Here is a 17,791-nt window from a genome sequence, read left to right as displayed (position 1 = left end):
GAGCTACTGAATACCGTAGTGAATACAACCTTACGCTTAGTATGTTGCGCGAATTGAACCATATCTGAAGTTTAAGGTTCAATTAATTAGGCAGCGGTTGTTCCGAAATCGGTATAAAAAGGTTTGTAGCAACATTTGTTGCTGAATCTCATGTTCCTTACTTATATAAGTGAGGAATTGGTCAGCAATCTTGTTAATAAAACACAAAAACCGCCATATTTCAGCGGTTTACATATAAGTCGTATTTAATCGTTTGCGCTCACATTTTAGACTGATGTGGGCACACTAGCAATATTTTCAGCAGGTGTTTTGCGCTATTGAGGTCACATTTTAACTGCTAAATGGAAAGGGCTTCTATGTGCTAGATTAAAAATTAACGAATAAAATAGGGAGCCCGCTTGCGAGCTCCCTGAAATTGGCGGCAATTATTCACCAAGAAGGTAGGTGCTGTCCAGTTTACAAAATGCAATTAATAGTTGCGCAACGCTTACATAGAAACCAAATTCGTCGAATTGCTTACATTTCGCAGCAAACTGTGGCAACCAAGACATAAGATGATTTTGGATTAAGTCGTTCTGTTTCTCGAACGCTTCTTCCATGTGTTTGTCTTGTTCTAATTCGTTAGAACGAATGATCATGTTACCTAAGAAGTCTAGTTCAACCGCTAAGTGATCCGCTGGCTCTTTCAGGTTCTCATCAACCTGAACACCAAAATCGGCCATCAGTTTTTCCATCTCTTCTGCTGGCTTGTCATTTAAAAGACCAGATTCACCGATGTACATAGATGCGTAAGGCAGTGCACCGTGCTTTTCTGTTTTCAGGAAAAGCTCGCAAAAGTCTGCAGCCAATTCAAGTTGCGCGTCTTCACGATCCTGTAGGCGGTTAAGTGCATCAACAAGGGTATCCACAGCTGGTTTTAATGACTCATTTTCACCAAGGCCAGCCAAAAAGCTTCGAATTTCAACACTGTGGTAGCTTTCTAGTTCTTTCTCTGTCAGTTCTTTTGCGAACAGGCTAGAAAACCACCAATAGATTTCTGCGCGTTTCTCGTTAAAAGCTTTCACTTCTTGCATTTTTTTGCTCCTGAATGGTTATCCCCTAAGTGTAAACAATTAAGATGAATAGCAGTAACTATAATTGTTATCCATTATGGGAAAATGTGCCGGTTTATGAATGGCTGTAAATAAGCTTGCTTTGAATCAATAAAATCGCAAAATCTTGCTTTTTAATGTATCTATGACTAGAAATGTTACTAGTTATGAATAGAATACGTCTTGGAAAATAAAAAAGACAGAAAGTGGTGTAAATGAGCTATCACGTATTAGTCGTAGAAGATGATGTTGTAACTCGTAGTAAGCTTGCGGGCTACTTCCAAAATGAAGGCTACAAAGTCAGTGAAGCAGAAAGCGGTGCAGAAATGCGCGAAGTGCTTCAAGGTGGTGATGTGGACCTTATCATGCTGGATATTAACCTGCCCGGTGAAGACGGTCTTATGCTTACGCGTGAATTACGCAGCCAATCAGATATCGGCATCATATTAGTGACAGGACGCACGGATAGCATTGACAAAATCGTTGGCCTAGAAATGGGTGCAGACGATTATGTGACAAAGCCTTTTGAATTAAGGGAATTATTGGTTCGCGTTAAGAACCTGTTGTGGCGCATTTCTGCGGCTCGCAATGGTTCACAAAAAATCGCGAACGACACTAATGAAGAACACATTGTACGTTTCGGTGAGTGGACGTTTGATATTCAACGTCGTGCTCTTAGCCGTAATGGTGAGCCCGTGAAACTAACCAAAGCTGAATATGAGCTTTTGGTCGCACTCTCATCGTACCCAAATCAGGTATTAAGCCGCGAACGTATTTTGAATATGATCAGCCACCGAGTGGATGCGCCAAACGATCGTACTATTGATGTATTGATTCGACGCATGCGCGCTAAGATGGAGTTTGATCCGAAGAACCCACAAATCTTTGTGACGGTTCATGGTGAAGGCTACATGTTCGCGGGTGACTAATTCATAGCGACAAAGAAAAAGGAGAGCATAGGCTCTCCTTTTTTGTGTCTGCAATTCTGCAATTTAGCGATGATGGACTTCATCTGCGATTGGTAAGCCTTCTATGGCTGCGCCACTTCAGGATCTTCAACTTCAACCATCGGTGTTTGACCTACGTTATCACGCAGTTTTTGCCATAACCCGCCAAGGTATTCATGCCAATACAGCTCAGTTTGCTCTAAGTAGCGAGCTTTTGGCGCGTACTTTTGCCAAGGTTGTTCGATATCATCAATCGCCATGAAGTTCGTTGGGGCTGGGATTGGCTTAATGCCCGCTGCGTTGAATTCATAAAGAGCACGCTTCATGTGACTGGCAGAAGTCACTAAAACAATGTCTTTCTGCTTAACAAACGCGGCAGCTTGGCGTGCTTCTTCCCAAGTATCTTTGGCATCCTCTAATAAAATAATATCGGATTTTGCGACACCTAGGGAAAGCGCTACGTTTGCCATCATACGAGCATGGCTGATTTCAGAGCCACCTGCGTAACCGGAAAGGATTAACTTCGCACCTGGGTACATACGCAAAATACGAATACCCTCAGTTAAACGCATTAAAGCGGTACGGCTCAGTTGAGACGTTGGTGGTATTTCATCATCTACCACGTGTCCATTACCAAGAACCATAACGTAGTCCACAGTGCCAGAAACCGGCAAAAACGCTTTGTACTCGCGTTCTAGAGGCATAAGAAGCTTGGTTGAAACGGGTTGGAAGGCAACAAGGAAGATGCCAACAAAAGAGAAAAGAACAACAAAGCAGCCAGTTTTACGTTTAGTGGTAAAACTGATGAGAGCAAGACCTAACAAGCCTATCAGTAGCAATGCTGGTAATGGCATCAGCAAGGCTGACATTACTTTTTTCAGCTCAAACATACATAAATAGTCCGAAAAAACATCAATTGATAATAAAAATGAGGATAACCCTCTTTATTCCTGCTTTCCTTGTGCCAGAATAGCGGCACAATCCGTTATGATAACTCAGCAGAAGTGACAGAAGACCGCAATTTCGACGATATCGCCCACAAATTTGCAAAAAATATTTACGGCTCCGATAAAGGGGAGATCCGCCAAATCATTGTGTGGGAAGATTTTCTACAGATTCTAAGTGAATTAGACGCCGACCATCAAGCCCTCCAAGTACTTGATGCCGGAGGTGGCTTAGCACAATTGTCGCAAAAGCTTGCTAAGCTCGGACATCACGTCGCTTTATGTGATCTATCTTCGGAAATGCTGCAACTAGCGAAACAGGATATTGAAAAAAACGGTTTGCTTGAGCAGTATCGCCTGATTCATTCACCTGTTCAATCCATTGGCGAGCATATGGACGCGCAGGTGGATCTTGTCATGTTCCATGCTGTGATGGAGTGGCTCGTTGATCCAAAAGCGGCACTCGAAACGGTATTGGAGCAGGTCAAACCGGGGGGCATTGCATCGGTTATGTTCTATAACCACCACGGCTTAGTCTATAAAAATGTGGTTTGTGGCAACATTCCTCATATTTTAGACGGCATGCCTCATCGGAAAAGATTTAAACTACAGCCACAAAAAGGCCTAAAACCCGAAGAGGTCTATCAATGGATAGAAGATTCTGGTTTTAGTATTTGTGGTAAATCTGGTATTCGTTCCTTTAGTGATTACATAGGTAATATGGAATACATGGGCGATTACGAGTTTGAAGATGTGTTGGCGCTAGAAAAACAACTTTGTCGACAAGAGCCATACCTCTCATTAGGCCGCTATATCCACGTGTGGGCTAAGAAGAACGATAAACAGGAATAACGATGAGTGAGATGACTCTCAATGCTGCAGAGCAACCAATCGATGAGTTGGTTGGCTGGGTTAAGCAGCACGATTTCTCGTTGAACCTGACCACTGAGCGACTGGCGTTTTTGATTGCCATCGCCGTACTAAGTAATGAAAGGTTCGATGAAGAATTGGGTGAAGGTGAATTGCACGACGCATTTGCCATCGTCACTCGACTATTTGATGAGACGGGCGAAGCTTCGGCTTTCCGCGCGAATAATGCCATCAACGAGATGGTTAAGCAGCGTCTTATGAGCCGTTTTGTCAGTGAGATTACTGACGGAGCGAGCATTTACCGCTTGTCGCCATTAGCGATAGGAATCACCGACTACTACGTGCGTCATCGCGAGTTCTCGAAACTGCGTCTTTCTATTCAGCTATCGATGGTAGCGGATGAAATGGCAAAAGCGATTGAAGCAGCACAAAAAGGTGGTACTCCGGGCCACTGGAAGAAAAACGTTTACGGGATTTTGAAATATTCTGTAGGCGAAATCTTCGATCAAATCGACCTTAACCAACGTGTGATGGATGAGCAACAACAGTCTGTGAAACAACAGATTGCAGACCTGCTTAACAAAGACTGGCGTGAAGCGATCAACAACTGTGAAGCGCTACTGTCAGAAACCTCCAGCACGTTGCGTGAACTTCAAGATACGCTGCAAGCTGCCAGTGATGAACTGCAAACTCAGATCCTAGATATCCAAGAGATCGTCTACGGTGACCCTGAACTTGAATTCATCGATGAAGCGTTGTTTGGTCTGCAAATGAAGCTAGACCGAATTACCAGCTGGGGCCAGCAAGCGATCGACCTTTGGATTGGTTATGACCGACACGTGCACAAGTTCATCCGTACCGCTATCGATATGGATAAGAACCGTGCATTTAGCTCGCGTTTGCGTCAATCCATGAAAGATTACTTCGATATGCCTTGGTATCTGACTTATGCAGATGCGGAAAGGCTTTCTGACCTTCGTGACGAAGCTTTGGTACTGCGTGATGACGAAGTCACTGGCCAAGTTCCGATGGAAGTGGAATACGAAGAGTTTCAACAAGTCAATGATGAGTTGGCAGAGCGAATTGGTGACATGCTGAAAGCGCATAAAGATCAAGGCACACCAATCGACTTGAGCGTGGTTCTGCGAGATTACCTTGCACAACACCCATACACTCATCACTTTGATTTAGCTCGCATTGTCGTTGATCAGGCGGTTCGTCTGGGTTATTCAGAATCCGACTATCAAGCCATTCAGCCAGACTGGAAAGCAATCAACGAATTTGGGGCAAAGGTACAAGCGAATGTCATCGACCGATACTAATGAATACATGTCAGATAATCTGGCAAAAGCAATTTCTAACCCTCTGTTCCCAGCGCTAGATAGCATGCTTCGAGCAGGGCGCCATGTTTCAAGTGAAGATCTAGACAACCACGCGTTGTTGTCGGATTTTGAACTTGAGCTTTCTTCTTTTTACCAGCGTTACAACACCGAATTGGTGAAAGCGCCAGAAGGTTTCTTCTACCTTCGCCCACGTTCTACTTCTTTGATTGGTCGTAGTGTCCTTTCCGAGCTGGATATGCTGGTGGGTAAGGTACTGTGTTTCCTTTACCTAAGCCCGGAGCGTCTTGCGCACGAAGGCATCTTCACTAACCAAGAGTTATACGACGAACTGCTTGCACTAGCAGATGAAAACAAGCTGATGAAGCTAGTGACGAACCGTGCAACCGGTTCTGACCTTGATAAAGAAAAGCTGTTTGAAAAAGTACGTACGTCACTTCGTCGTCTGCGCCGCCTAGGAATGATCATCAACATCGGTGAAACGGGTAAATTCAGCATCAGCGAAGCGGTATTCCGTTTTGGTGCTGATGTACGTGTTGGCGATGATGTGCGTGAAGCACAGTTGCGTCTGATCCGTGATGGTGAAGCAGTAGTGCACACTAAAGAACCAAGTCAAGGCAGCCTATTGTCTGAAGAAGAACAAGACGACCAAGCCCAAGAAGAAATTAAAGAAGAGGGTGAAGCATGAGCATGATTGAACGCGGTAAATACCAATCGCTGACCATGGTCAACTGGAACGGCTTCTTTGCCCGTACGTTTGACATCGATGGTCTGGTCACCACGCTATCAGGTGGTAATGGTGCAGGTAAATCAACCACTATGGCGGCATTCATCACCGCACTGATTCCTGACCAAACGCTACTGCACTTCCGTAACACGACAGAAGCAGGCAGCAGCCAGTCGTCTCGCGACAAAGGTTTGTACGGTAAGCTACAACCGGGCGCGTGTTACGCGGCGCTGGACGTGGTGAACTCACGTAACCAACGTCTATTGTTTGCAGTAAAACTGCAGCAAGTTGCGGGTCGTGATAAAAAAGTAGACATCAAACCGTTTGTTATCCAAGGTCTTCCAAGCCATGTGAAACCAACGGATATCTTGGTTGAAAGCGTATCTGCGACTCAAGCTCGTGTTCGTCAAATCAACGAAGTAAAAGAATCGATCGCCGAGTTTGAGGGCGTTCAATTCAAAGCGTTTTCTTCTATTGTGGATTACCACTCGCAGATGTTCGAATTCGGTGTGATTCCGAAGAAACTGCGTAACTCTGGTGACCGTTCTAAATTCTACCGCCTGATCGAAGCATCGCTTTACGGTGGTATCTCAAGTGCGATTACACGCTCGCTACGTGACTACCTTCTGCCACAAAACGGCGGCGTGAAGAAAGCGTTCCAAGATATGGAATCAGCACTGCGTGAAAACCGCATGACGCTAGAAGCGATCAAAACCACGCAAGCAGACCGTGACTTGTTCAAACACTTGATCACAGAGTCGACTAACTACGTGGCCGCGGACTACATGCGTCACGCGAACGATCGTCGCAATAAGCTGGATAAAACGCTGTCATTGCGTTCAGAGCTGTTCGGTTCTCGTGAAACTCTCGTTGAGCAAAACAACCTGCTTAACCGTGTTCAAGAAGAGCTAGAACTGTTGATCGAGTCGGAATCTGCGCTAGAGCAGGATTACCAAGCTGCTTCTGATCACTTGCAATTGGTGCAAAACGCACTGCGTCAGCAAGAGAAGATCGAACGCTACCAAGAAGATCTTGAAGAGCTGAGTGAGCGTCTTGAAGAACAGATGATGGTAGTGGAAGAAGCGCAAGAACGCGTGATGATGGTAGAAGAGCAAGCGACTGTTGCGGAAGAAGAGGTGGATAGCCTTAAGACGCAATTGGCGGACTACCAACAAGCGCTCGACGTTCAGCAAACTCGTGCCCTTCAATACCAACAAGCGGTTCAAGCGCTGGAAAAAGCGAAACAACTACTTGGTGACGACAGCCTAACGGCAGAATCGGCGCAAGCTCTTGTTGCTGAGCTTAAGAGCAAAGAATCAGAAAGCACCAACGCTTTGCTATCGGTTAAGCACAAACTGGATATGTCTTCTGCAGCGGCAGAGCAGTTCGAAACCGCGCTTAAACTGGTACAAAGCATCGTTGGTCAAGTTGAGCGCAAAGATGCGTCTGAACATGCGAAAACCGCAATTGCGAAAGCGCGTGAATCTCAGCAAGTCGCGCAAAACGAACAACAATGGCGTGCACAGCACCGTGACCTTGAGCGTAGCCTTAACCTGCAACGTCAAGCACGTGAGCTCGTTAACGAATACCAAAAGCAGTTCCATGTTGAACTGACTGACGAAATCACGTTTGAACAAGAACGTGAGCGTCACGCGATGCAAATCGACTCGCTAGAGATGACGCAAGAAGACGTGCGTGAACAACGCAGCGAACAGCGTCGTCTAGAGCAAGATGCAGCGGCGGAAATCAACAAGCTAGAAGCCATTGCACCAACGTGGATTGCGGCGAACGATGCACTAGAAAAACTGCGTGAGCAAAGTGGCGCTGAGCTAGAAGATAGCCAGTCGGTCATGAGCCAAATGCAAGTGGTGCTTGAGCAAGAGAAAACCCTTTCTCTGGCGAAAGATAAACTGGCAGAGCGTCGTAGTCAGCTTGATACTGAGATTGAGCGTCTTGCTTCTCCTGGTGGTTCAAACGACCCTCGCCTGAAAGGTTTGGCAGATACACTGGGCGGCGTATTGCTGTCTGAGATCTACGATGACATCACGATTGATGACGCGCCTTACTTCAGTGCGATGTACGGTCCGGCTCGTCACGCTATCGTTGTTTCTGACCTATCTGGTATCGAAGAGAAACTGGTAGAGCTAGACGACTGTCCAGAAGACTTGTACATCATTGAAGGTGACATCGATGCCTTTGATGACAGCTCATTCGACGCAGAAGAGTTAGAAGGCGCGGTTTGTGTTCGCATGAACGATCGCCAAATGCGTTACTCTCGCTTGCCTGAAATCCCACTGTTTGGCCGTGCAGCACGTGAGCAACGTTTAGAGCTATTACGCAATGAACGTGAAGAAGTGGTTGAGAAGCACGCGAAAGCAGCATTCGATTCGCAAAAAATGCAGCGTCTGTTCCAAGCGTTCAACCAGTTTGTGGCAAGCCACATTCAAGTAGCATTCGAAGCTGACCCAGAGCAAGCATTGGCGATCATTCGCGACAAGCGTAACCAAATCGCTCGCGTACTGGCTGATCTGGATGCAAAAGAGCAACAACAACGTTCTCAGCTTCAAACCAGCAAGCAAGCGTTGTCTTCTCTAGACAAGCTAGCACCAAACATGGCGCTGATTGAAGATGAGTCGCTGCAAGCACGCTTTGATGAGTTGGAAGAGAAAATCGCCCAGCTTTCAGAAGCAAAAGCTTTCCTAAATAACCACGCGAAAGCGGTGGCGGAACTGGAAAAAGTCGCAGTTGCCCTAGACGCTGACCCAGAGCAATTCGATGCGCTAGAAGCGGAATACAAAGCGGCAGACCAACAGCTGCAAGATCTTAAGAAGCAAATCTTTGCACTCTCAGATCTCGTTGAACGTCGTCACTACTTCGCTTACTCAGACTCAGTAGACTTACTGAACAAGAGCAGCGAATTGAGTGAGCAGTTAAAAGCGAAATTGGTTCAAGCGGAGCAGATGCGCACACGCTCTCGTGAAGAGTTGAAGCAATCGCAAGGTCAAATGAACCAATACAACCAAGTGCTAGCGTCTCTGAAGAGTTCACACCAAGCGAAGCTTGAAACGGTTCAAGAGTTCAAACAAGAGTTGCAAGAGTTTGGTGTTAACGCAGACGAAGGTTCAGAAGAACGTGCAATGCGTCGTCGTGACGAGCTGCATGAGCGTCTGCATACGTCTCGTGGCCGTAAGAGTGAATACGAGCGTACCATTACTTCTACTGAGCTAGAAATGAAGGGCTTGGCGAAACGTCTGAAGAAAGTTCAGAAAGAATACGTTGAGCTGCGTACGTTCGTGGTTGCCGCGAAAGCAGGCTGGTGCTCAGTACTTCGCCTAGCGCGTGAGAACGATGTTGAGCGTCGTCTACACAAACGTGAACTGGCTTACATGTCAGCGGATGAACTGCGTTCAATGTCGGATAAATCATTGGGTGCGCTACGTCTAGCGGTTGCGAACAACGATGATCTTCGTGATGCGCTGCGTCTATCAGAAGACAATGCACGTCCAGAGCGTAAGGTTCTGTTCTACATCGCGGTTTACCAACATCTTCGTGAGCGTATTCGTCAAGATATCATCCGTACTGATGATCCAGTCGAAGCGATCGAAGAGATGGAAGTAGAGCTGGCACGTCTAACGGAAGAGCTAACGCAACGTGAAAACCGCCTAGCGATCAGCTCTGAGTCAGTAGCAAGCATCATCAAGAAGACGATTCAGCGTGAGCAAAACCGTATCCGTATGCTAAACCAAGGCTTGTCGAACATCTCGTTCGGTCAGGTGAAGGGCGTACGTCTAAACGTGAAGATCCGCGAAAGTCACGAAGTACTACTGAATGGTTTAGCGACACAACAAGAGCAGCATAAAGATCTGTTTGAATCGACTCGCTTTACCTTCTCTGAAGCAATGGCGAAACTGTTCCAACGCGTGAACCCACACATCGATATGGGTCAACGTTCTCCTCAGGTTTTGGGTGAAGAGTTATTGGATTACCGTAACTACCTAGAGCTAAGTGTAGAAGTGAACCGTGGTACAGATGGCTGGTTGCAAGCGGAATCTGGCGCGTTATCAACAGGTGAGGCGATCGGTACTGGTCAGTCAATTCTACTGATGGTTGTTCAGAGCTGGGAAGAAGAATCACGCCGTTTGCGCAGCAAAGACATTGTACCTTGTCGTTTGCTCTTCTTGGATGAAGCAGCGCGTCTGGATACAAAATCGATCGCGACGTTGTTTGAATTGTGTGACCGTCTGGATATGCAGCTTCTTATCGCAGCGCCAGAAAACATCAGCCCAGAGAAAGGGACGACCTACAAACTGGTGCGTAAGGTGTTTAAAGATCACGAACACGTACACGTGGTTGGTTTACGTGGCTTTGGTCAAACAGACAAACCTAAGACCGAAGCGCAAGAGATGATTGAAGAGTTTGAATCCTAAACTCCGAATCTAATAAAACGCCCGCAATGAATGCGGGCGTTTTTGTTTCTGTTCTGATGAACAACAAGCTTACAACTGAGGCGCTTGTCGTCGATATTGTCTTGGTGAGTCCCCACTCCATTTACGAAAGGCGCAGCGGAAGTTTGCGCTGTCTGAAAAGCCAATACGTTCGGAGATCTCTTCAACGCTCATTTGTGTCGATGCGAGATAGTGACGAGCTAAGTGGAAGCGAACATGGTCGAGAATTTGCTGATAGCTGGTCTCTTCCGATTTAAGGTGGCGTCGTAGCGTTCTTGAAGACATGCCTAATTCACTGGACAGTTGCTCTATCGACGGATAGCTCCCCGGCCTTTCGACGAACATTTGTGTGATCTTCTCTTTTAAACTGGCACTGCCACTCACTTTTGCCAACATTTCATCGCAAGACTTCAAGCACATTTGTAGCGTCATTGTATTTGCTGCAGGTAGCGGCTCATATAAGCTGGTGGCATCAAACTGCCATTCTAAACGATCACTATTGAATTCAATTTCGCAATGGAACACTTGTTCGTAAAGTTCGCTGTGTTCTGGTTCAGGGTAGGGGAAGCGGATCACCTTCGAAGGGAAAGGCTTCTGCATTACCTCTTCACACAAGCTTTGAATGGCCGCGAACCAATATTCACAACAAAATGGCAGTAGTGATTGTAGATCGATAAGTTGCTCTGCACGAAAGTAGCCCGAATTATCTTCCACCCACATTTTTTTCTTTAAAACGGGTCCTGCCAGCCGAAGATACTTAAAACCCATCATCAAAGCATCGAGTAGGGTGCTACTGCTGAAAACGGCATACCCAAGTACGCCAAAGTCACTAAATCGAGCTTGTTGTCCCACTTTTAGGCCAAGCCCCGGTTCTCCTGAATGAGCAATTGCGTTACTAAAAATGGTCAGTTTCTGAGCAAGGGTAATATGCGTGTCCGGCGCATAAAGTTCGAGAGCAGTAATACCACTGCCTTCAAGTAACGTTTCTACCTTTATACTGGGCTCAAGGTCGCGTGTGAGTAGCTGCAAGTCCAAAACACCACAGGATTCGGTATCTGGCTCATAAACTGCGGTGTATTCCATGCGTTTCCCCTCTACATTCAGATATATCCTAGCGTGTATTGGGATGGTATTCAGTCATCCTTGTCTCAAAGCTGTCCGAATATCACCGTTTTTTGTCTCTTTGTAACCTGTGCTACATGTTATCAAAATGTTGTAATTGAATAAAATGCACGGTAGGAGAGAAACATGAATGTACTGGCAACGCAAAATAAGGAAATACAACGCGAACAAGGCACGTTTGCAACCAATGATCCTTTAGTCGGTGAGCTCACCATGTGGTTCTCGGAATTACAGTCTGCATACCAAGCTGAGCCGAACGCGACATTTGCGGTGAGAAAGCACCGACTCTTGGCGTTAAAGAAACAGTTGTCCCGTTATCAAGATGTCTTGGCAGACGCGATGAGTGAAGATTTTGGTGGCCGGAGTCACACCGAGTCCATTATGGCTGATGTGCTTGCGCCTATCCTCGATATCAACCATGTTGTTCGCCACCTTAAAGGTTGGATGAAGCCAAGTCGAAGACCAACAGAGTGGTTATTCAAGGGCAATAAGCTGGAAGTGCGTTATCAACCAAAAGGGGTAGTTGGTATCATCTGTCCTTGGAATTTCCCGCTTTATCTGTCGATTGGTCCTATGATCACTGCGTTGGCTGCGGGTAATCGCTGCATGATTAAAATGCCACCAAATTGCCCGGCAACCACTCGACAAATGCGTCGTATGTTAGGCGAAATATTCCCTGAGAACTTAGTTTGTATTGTGGATGGCAACCACCCAGAGGCGATGGAAATCTCTCATCTACCTTTTGATCACCTTGTGTTCACTGGGTCGCCAGCCAGCGGAAAAGTCATCATGGCCAATGCGGCAGCGAATCTAACGCCTGTGACCTTAGAGCTAGGTGGTAAATCCCCTGTGGTGGTATTTGATGATTATGACGTTGCAAAAGCCGCAGAGCGCATTGCTCATGGTAAAGGTTTTAATTCAGGGCAAATTTGTATCGCACCAGATTACGCGTTTGTACCAGAAGGTAAGCAAGCAGCGTTTGTTGAGGCGTTAAAGCACGCACATCAAACCATGTACGGAGAGATCAAAGCCAATCAGGATTACACCGCGTTAGTCGATGATGCCCAGCACAAACGATTCCACGATCTACTGGCGGATGCACGTGATAAAGGGGCGACTATCACTCAATGCCTCGACTATGGTGAAGGGCGTAAAACACCGCTGTACATCGCTACCAACCTGACACCCGAAATGCGTATTTGCCAAGAGGAAATCTTTGGCCCGCTTCTTCCTATTCACACTTACCGTTCTCTCGATGAGGTAATTCAATACATTATCGAGAGGCCACGACCGCTAGCATGTTACTTATTTAGCAATAATGCCGCGCAACGCGAAATCTTGCTTACTCAAACCCATAGTGGTGGTGTCACGATCAACGACTGGGGGTGGCATGTACTCAACCATTCAGTGCCATTTGGTGGCGTGGGTAACTCCGGCATTGGTAATTACCATGGAGAAGAAGGTTTTCGCGAACTCAGCCATGCGCGCACGGTACTAAAAATGCGCGATTGGTTCCCGATTCAGTTGTTTGCACCGCCATATGGCAACATGGTGCAGAAGCTGGTACTGCGAGTGTTTACGGGCAAACCCGACCCAGATTTAAACAAGCACTCATAACCCTCAATACTTACCTCTCTACATAAAGAATCTTCAGCAGCCAGTGCTCGCTGGCTGCCTTGCGACCAAAGGAGATCATGGATGCACAACCTTGCTGTCAATCTGGAGCGCAGTGCTGCGCTCTTTCCTTCAAAAGCTGCGCTCAGGATGGGCGATGATGAAATCAACTACGCACTGCTCGACAAATTTGCAGGCAATATTGCTACGAACCTAAATCGACTTGGACTAAGAGTTGGTGACAAAGTTGCACTGTCTTGTCCAAACATTACTTACTTCCCAATCGTGTATTACGGGATTTTAAAAGCAGGCTGTGTCGTAGTTCCTTTAAATGTGCTGTTTAAAGGCCGTGAGATTGCTTACCACCTCAACGACTCTGATGCAAAAGCGTATTTCTGCTTTGAAGGAAGCGAAGAGCTGCCAATGGGAAGCTACGGTAGACACGGTTTCTCTGAAGCTGAGCAGTGCGAACACTTTATCTCTTTGTCAGAACGATGCAGAGAAGAAGAGCACGCTGTTGATGCTTGGCTTATGCAAGACAATAAGCTATTCGAGTCAATCAGCAGAAATGGTGACGATACCGCCGTTATTCTTTATACCTCAGGCACGACTGGTCAGCCGAAAGGGGCGGAGTTATCTCACACCAACATGTTAACGAACGCTATGTCTTCCCAATATCTGATGCGGTTGGAATACAGTGATACCACCATGGCAACCTTGCCTCTGTTCCACAGTTTTGGTCAGACCGTGATGATGAATGCCAGTGTGCTGACAGGCTCTACTATGGTGTTGATCCCGCGCTTTGAGCCAAAGTTTGTGATTGAACAAATCATCCAGCATAAAGTCAGCGTGTTTGCAGGTGTGCCTACAATGTACATCGCATTACTCAGAGCGGGTGAGCAATCTCCGGAGCATTCCGAATTAGTAAAGCACAGTCTTCGCATAGGAGTGTCTGGTGGGGCTTCTATGCCTGTAGAAGTGATTCGTCAATTTGAACAACGCTTTGAACTGCCAGTATTGGAGGGTTATGGATTATCAGAAACCGCACCAGTGGCCACGTTTAATCATAGTGATGGAGACCGACTACCAGGCAGTGTCGGACAACCATTATGTGGCTACGTGATTAAGATTGCGGACGTAAAAGGTCACGCCCAAGCCGTGGGTGAATTAGGGGAAGTCTGCATAAAAAGCCCAAGTGTAATGAAAGGCTATTACGGACGACCAGAAGCAACTCGTGAGGCGTTGCGCGATGGTTGGTTCTTAACGGGCGATATTGGACGAGTGGATAAACACGGCAACTTGTTCATTGTCGACCGCGTTAAAGACATGATTATTCGCGGTGGCTACAACGTGTATCCGCGTGAGATTGAAGAAGTCTTGATGTGCCACCCCGATGTAGAGATGGTGGCTGTTGTTGGTGAGCATGATGACCGCCTAGGTGAAGAAGTTCATGCCCATGTCGTGCTTCATCAAGATGCGCATTGTAGCCCTGACACTTTAATCGCTTGGTGCCGTGAACAACTTGCTGACTACAAATACCCACGCCGTGTTTTCATTCGTAAAGCACTGCCTATGACCGCCACAGGCAAGATTTTAAAGCGAGAGCTTCACCCTTTAGATGTCGCGGAGGTAGATGATGGACAGTTATGATTTTATTATTGTGGGCGGTGGTTCAGCCGGATGTGTTTTAGCGTCTCGACTCACTGAAGATCCTAATGTCACTGTATGCTTGTTGGAAGCGGGCGGGCCGGATTCAAGTCCCTTTATTCATACGCCGGTTGGTGTCGTAGCGATGATGCCAACCAAAATAAACAACTGGGGTTTTGAAACCATTCCTCAATCGGGCTTGAATGGTCGCAAGGGTTATCAACCAAGGGGCAAGACGTTAGGTGGCTCGAGTTCGATCAATGCGATGATGTATGCCAGAGGACACCGATACGACTACGATCTTTGGGCAAGCCTTGGGAATGAAGGGTGGAGCTATCAAGATTGCCTGCCGTACTTCAAGAAAGCCGAAAATAACGAAGTCCATCATGATGAATTTCACGGGCAAGGTGGGCCACTGAACGTCGCGAACTTACGCTCGCCAAGTGATGTTCTTGAGCGTTATTTAACCGCTTGTGAGTCGATAGGTATACCTCGTAATCACGATATCAACGGAGCCGACCAGTTTGGTGTTATGCCAACCCAAGTAACGCAGCGTAATGGGGAGCGATGCAGCGCCGCAAAAGCCTATCTGACTCCAAACCTGAACCGACCTAATCTGACTGTCTTGACCAAAGCGACGACTCATAAAGTGTTGTTTGAAGGAAATCGAGCTGTTGGAGTTGAGTATGGTCTGAAAGGACAGAGCTTTCAGATCAAATGCACGAAAGAAGTGATTCTTTCAGCTGGGGCGTTTGGCTCTCCGCAGATCCTGATGCTTTCAGGTGTGGGGGCAAAGAAAGAATTAGAATCCCACGGAATCGAGCAAATCCATGAATTGCCCGGTGTCGGGGAGAATCTGCAGGATCATATTGATTTGGTTCATACTTACCGGAGCAGCGCGAAGCGAGATACGTTTGGTGTATCACTCAAAATGGCATCCGAAATGACTAAGGCTTTACCACAGTGGATGAAAACACGTAATGGGAAAATGACCAGTAATTTTGCAGAAGGTATAGGGTTCTTGCGTTCAGGTGATGATGTCGACGTGCCCGATCTAGAGTTTGTCTTTGTGGTGGCGGTGGTTGACGATCACGCTCGTAAGATCCACGCTAGTCACGGGTTTAGTTCGCATGTGACGTTACTTCGACCGAAAAGTATTGGGACGGTTAAGCTAAACAGTGCAAACCCTTATGATGTACCAAAGATTGACCCTGCTTTTTTCAGTCACCCTGAAGACATGGAAATCATGATTAAAGGCTGGAAGAAGCAACACCAAATGCTGGAAAGCCAAGCGTTTGATGACATACGCGGGGCCAGCTTTTATCCTGTGGATGCGAACGATGAGAAAGCCATCGAGCAAGATATTCGTAATCGAGCGGATACCCAATATCATCCCGTAGGCTCCTGCAAAATGGGTATGGCGAACGATCCTTTCGCCGTGGTAGATAGCAATCTTAAGGTTTATGGATTAGAGGCACTAAGAGTTGTCGACGCGTCGATTATGCCGACGCTAGTGGGCGGGAATACCAATGCGCCAACCATTATGATCGCGGAGAAAGTGGCGGATACCATCAAAGCTAGTTATCGCTTAGATGAGAGTATTGAGAAGCAAGCCACCGCTTCGATATAAGTTACACCCTTCAAAAAATAAAATAAGCCGAGGTTGTAGGACAACAGTCTCGGCTTATTAGCAGGCACTTAAAAGCGAAAAGGTAAGTGCTATTCTTCTGAAAAGTCGTTTCCGGTTTCGATCATTTCAGCAAGCTCATCAAGTGCTTGGACAGAGATTTCCGACAAACGTTGTAAATGTTGATCAAAGTTCTCTTGTTCAACAAGCGGTGTTTCATTGTTATTAATTTCTTTTGTTAGCATCGCCCAACCTCTTGAGTTGAGTAAGGGGGAGACGACATGATAAGCAAAAGTATGAGAAAAAAAGAAACGATCCATGTGTAATCTGTTAGCTGGATCATCGATTGCAGTGATAGAAGTGATGAATTACTTAGAAAGCGAGCGATAGAGCTCAAATATGAAAGGTTAGCTAGCAGCTACGTTAATAGCTGCTAGCTAAGAGATTAGAACTGAGATTTAGAACCAAACTGTTCAGCAGCGTAAGCAACGCGCTCTTTTGGTTTTGGATATTCGGCCGGCATACCAAGGTTTTCAATGTGTTTTAAACGAGGTAGCAAACCCGCGCCGTTGGCGATTTGAATAGCCAAACCCGGACGAGCGTTCAACTCCAACACCATTGGTCCTTCTTCTTTGTCCAACACCATGTCAGTACCCATGTAACCAAGTCCTGTCATTTCCCACGCACTCGATGCAAGCTCTAATAAGCGCTCCCAATGAGGTACTTGTAGGGTTGATAGATCTTTGCCAGTATCTGGGTGATGCGTAACAGGTTGGTCAAATTGCACCGCACGAATGGCTTTGCCTGTCGCAATATCAATACCAACACCTACTGCACCTTGGTGAAGGTTGGCCTTGCCATCTGAGGCTGCAGTAGAGCAGCGCATCATTGCCATCACTGGGTAGCCTTTAAAGACGATAATACGAACGTCAGGCACGCCTTCGTAACTGAAACCATCAAAACAGTCATCGAACTTGATTAGGTTTTCTACGACTGCAACGTCATTCTTACCACCTAGAGAAAACAGACCAGCCAGTGCGTTACTGATATGGCGCTCTACATCCTCTTTATTGATGGTTGCACCAGATGGCTTGGTGTAAACGCCATCTTTGTGCGAAGTGATAACAAGGATACCCTTACCACCACTTCCTTGCGCTGGCTTGATTACAAAACCTGGCCAGTCCAATACCATCTTGTGGATCTTTTTGACTTCAGCTTGGCTGTCAATCACGCCGATAAGAGCAGGCACTGTCGCACCTGCTGCTTCAGCAATGATTTTTGTCTTTAGCTTGTCATCCACCAACGGGTATTTTGAGCGATCATTGTAGCGACCAATATAGCTATGGTTACGCTTGTTCATCCCCATAATGCCTTTATGGCGAAGCTTTGCTGGCGAAGTGAAACGTTCAAACATCGT

The 17,791-nt window shown here is 46.5% G+C and carries 13 protein-coding genes; 8 read left to right on the top strand and 5 right to left on the bottom strand.

Annotation, left to right across the window (positions count from 1 at the left end; all coding sequences use genetic code 11):
- Positions 1 to 425 precede the first annotated feature (425 nt).
- Positions 426 to 1,073, bottom strand: a complete 648-nt coding sequence (gene torD, locus ITG12_RS05830) for a molecular chaperone TorD (protein WP_248873827.1) — start codon at positions 1,071 to 1,073, stop codon at positions 426 to 428.
- Positions 1,074 to 1,306: 233 nt separating this feature from the next.
- Between torD and torR the strand changes: the two genes are divergently transcribed.
- Positions 1,307 to 2,020: a two-component system response regulator TorR gene (gene torR / locus ITG12_RS05825; protein WP_038866769.1), complete on the top strand. Its 714-nt coding sequence runs from the start codon at positions 1,307 to 1,309 to the stop codon at positions 2,018 to 2,020.
- A gap of 101 nt (positions 2,021 to 2,121) precedes the next feature.
- On the opposite strand, the gene elyC is transcribed toward torR, so the two are convergent.
- Positions 2,122 to 2,928: an envelope biogenesis factor ElyC gene (gene elyC, locus ITG12_RS05820; protein ID WP_038866771.1), complete on the bottom strand. Its 807-nt coding sequence runs from the start codon at positions 2,926 to 2,928 to the stop codon at positions 2,122 to 2,124.
- A 114-nt stretch (positions 2,929 to 3,042) separates the two neighbouring features.
- On the opposite strand from elyC, the gene cmoM reads away from it, so the two are divergent.
- The 4 genes from cmoM to mukB are packed head-to-tail and all read left to right on the top strand — an operon-like array spanning position 3,043 to position 10,346.
- Positions 3,043 to 3,834, top strand: coding sequence for a tRNA uridine 5-oxyacetic acid(34) methyltransferase CmoM (gene cmoM, locus ITG12_RS05815; protein WP_038876035.1), 792 nt, complete (start codon positions 3,043 to 3,045; stop codon positions 3,832 to 3,834).
- A gap of 2 nt (positions 3,835 to 3,836) precedes the next feature.
- Positions 3,837 to 5,174 carry a chromosome partition protein MukF gene (gene mukF, locus ITG12_RS05810; RefSeq protein WP_038866773.1) on the top strand — a complete coding sequence of 446 codons (1,338 nt, stop codon included), beginning with the start codon at positions 3,837 to 3,839 and terminating at the stop codon, positions 5,172 to 5,174.
- Positions 5,155 to 5,880 (top strand): chromosome partition protein MukE, encoded by a 726-nt coding sequence (gene mukE, locus ITG12_RS05805; RefSeq protein WP_038866775.1) that lies wholly within the window; start codon positions 5,155 to 5,157, stop codon positions 5,878 to 5,880. Before mukF ends, mukE begins: the two co-directional genes overlap by 20 nt.
- A gap of 2 nt (positions 5,881 to 5,882) precedes the next feature.
- Positions 5,883 to 10,346 (top strand): chromosome partition protein MukB, encoded by a 4,464-nt coding sequence (gene mukB, locus ITG12_RS05800; RefSeq protein WP_248873949.1) that lies wholly within the window; start codon positions 5,883 to 5,885, stop codon positions 10,344 to 10,346.
- 69 nt (positions 10,347 to 10,415) lie between these two features.
- Here mukB and ITG12_RS05795 read toward each other — a convergent pair whose 3' ends face one another.
- On the bottom strand, positions 10,416 to 11,447 hold the full coding sequence (locus ITG12_RS05795; RefSeq protein WP_038875960.1) for an AraC family transcriptional regulator: 1,032 nt from the start codon (positions 11,445 to 11,447) through the stop codon (positions 10,416 to 10,418).
- A 165-nt stretch (positions 11,448 to 11,612) separates the two neighbouring features.
- Between ITG12_RS05795 and ITG12_RS05790 the strand changes: the two genes are divergently transcribed.
- From ITG12_RS05790 to ITG12_RS05780, 3 genes are all read left to right on the top strand, one after another.
- The gene (locus ITG12_RS05790) at positions 11,613 to 13,103 is read left to right on the top strand and encodes a coniferyl aldehyde dehydrogenase (protein WP_248873826.1); all 1,491 of its coding nucleotides are present in this window, start codon (positions 11,613 to 11,615) and stop codon (positions 13,101 to 13,103) included.
- Positions 13,104 to 13,184: 81 nt separating this feature from the next.
- Positions 13,185 to 14,750, top strand: coding sequence for a long-chain fatty acid--CoA ligase (locus ITG12_RS05785; protein ID WP_248873825.1), 1,566 nt, complete (start codon positions 13,185 to 13,187; stop codon positions 14,748 to 14,750).
- Entirely contained in the window at positions 14,737 to 16,377 is a 1,641-nt protein-coding gene (locus ITG12_RS05780; protein WP_038875966.1) for a GMC family oxidoreductase N-terminal domain-containing protein, read from the top strand. Before ITG12_RS05785 ends, ITG12_RS05780 begins: the two co-directional genes overlap by 14 nt.
- An 89-nt stretch (positions 16,378 to 16,466) precedes the next feature.
- Here the strand turns inward: ITG12_RS05780 and ITG12_RS05775 are convergent, their stop codons facing one another.
- Together ITG12_RS05775 and ITG12_RS05770 are read right to left on the bottom strand one after the other, a co-directional pair.
- Entirely contained in the window at positions 16,467 to 16,694 is a 228-nt protein-coding gene (locus tag ITG12_RS05775; protein WP_162142535.1) for a hypothetical protein, read from the bottom strand.
- A gap of 125 nt (positions 16,695 to 16,819) precedes the next feature.
- Positions 16,820 to 17,788: an alpha-L-glutamate ligase-like protein gene (locus ITG12_RS05770; protein ID WP_038866784.1), complete on the bottom strand. Its 969-nt coding sequence runs from the start codon at positions 17,786 to 17,788 to the stop codon at positions 16,820 to 16,822.
- Positions 17,789 to 17,791 lie beyond the last annotated feature (3 nt).

Origin of the sequence: Vibrio sp. ED002, from assembly GCF_023277445.1 — a bacterium.
Lineage (GTDB): Bacteria > Pseudomonadota > Gammaproteobacteria > Enterobacterales > Vibrionaceae > Vibrio > Vibrio jasicida.
This window is presented reverse-complemented; position numbering and strand designations above follow the sequence as displayed.

What these genes read in the sequence shown, in the direction of transcription:
- torD (WP_248873827.1), bottom strand. Translation starts at nt 1,073, where the DNA reads ATGCAAGAAGTGAAAGCTTTTAACGAGAAACGCGCAGAAATCTATTGG.
- torR (WP_038866769.1), top strand. Translation starts at nt 1,307, where the DNA reads ATGAGCTATCACGTATTAGTCGTAGAAGATGATGTTGTAACTCGTAGT.
- elyC (WP_038866771.1), bottom strand. Translation starts at nt 2,928, where the DNA reads ATGTTTGAGCTGAAAAAAGTAATGTCAGCCTTGCTGATGCCATTACCA.
- mukF (WP_038866773.1), top strand. Translation starts at nt 3,837, where the DNA reads ATGAGTGAGATGACTCTCAATGCTGCAGAGCAACCAATCGATGAGTTG.
- mukE (WP_038866775.1), top strand. Translation starts at nt 5,155, where the DNA reads ATGTCATCGACCGATACTAATGAATACATGTCAGATAATCTGGCAAAA.
- mukB (WP_248873949.1), top strand. Translation starts at nt 5,883, where the DNA reads ATGATTGAACGCGGTAAATACCAATCGCTGACCATGGTCAACTGGAAC.
- ITG12_RS05795 (WP_038875960.1), bottom strand. Translation starts at nt 11,447, where the DNA reads ATGGAATACACCGCAGTTTATGAGCCAGATACCGAATCCTGTGGTGTT.
- ITG12_RS05790 (WP_248873826.1), top strand. Translation starts at nt 11,613, where the DNA reads ATGAATGTACTGGCAACGCAAAATAAGGAAATACAACGCGAACAAGGC.
- ITG12_RS05785 (WP_248873825.1), top strand. Translation starts at nt 13,185, where the DNA reads ATGCACAACCTTGCTGTCAATCTGGAGCGCAGTGCTGCGCTCTTTCCT.
- ITG12_RS05780 (WP_038875966.1), top strand. Translation starts at nt 14,737, where the DNA reads ATGGACAGTTATGATTTTATTATTGTGGGCGGTGGTTCAGCCGGATGT.
- ITG12_RS05775 (WP_162142535.1), bottom strand. Translation starts at nt 16,694, where the DNA reads ATGGATCGTTTCTTTTTTTCTCATACTTTTGCTTATCATGTCGTCTCC.
- ITG12_RS05770 (WP_038866784.1), bottom strand. Translation starts at nt 17,788, where the DNA reads ATGTTTGAACGTTTCACTTCGCCAGCAAAGCTTCGCCATAAAGGCATT.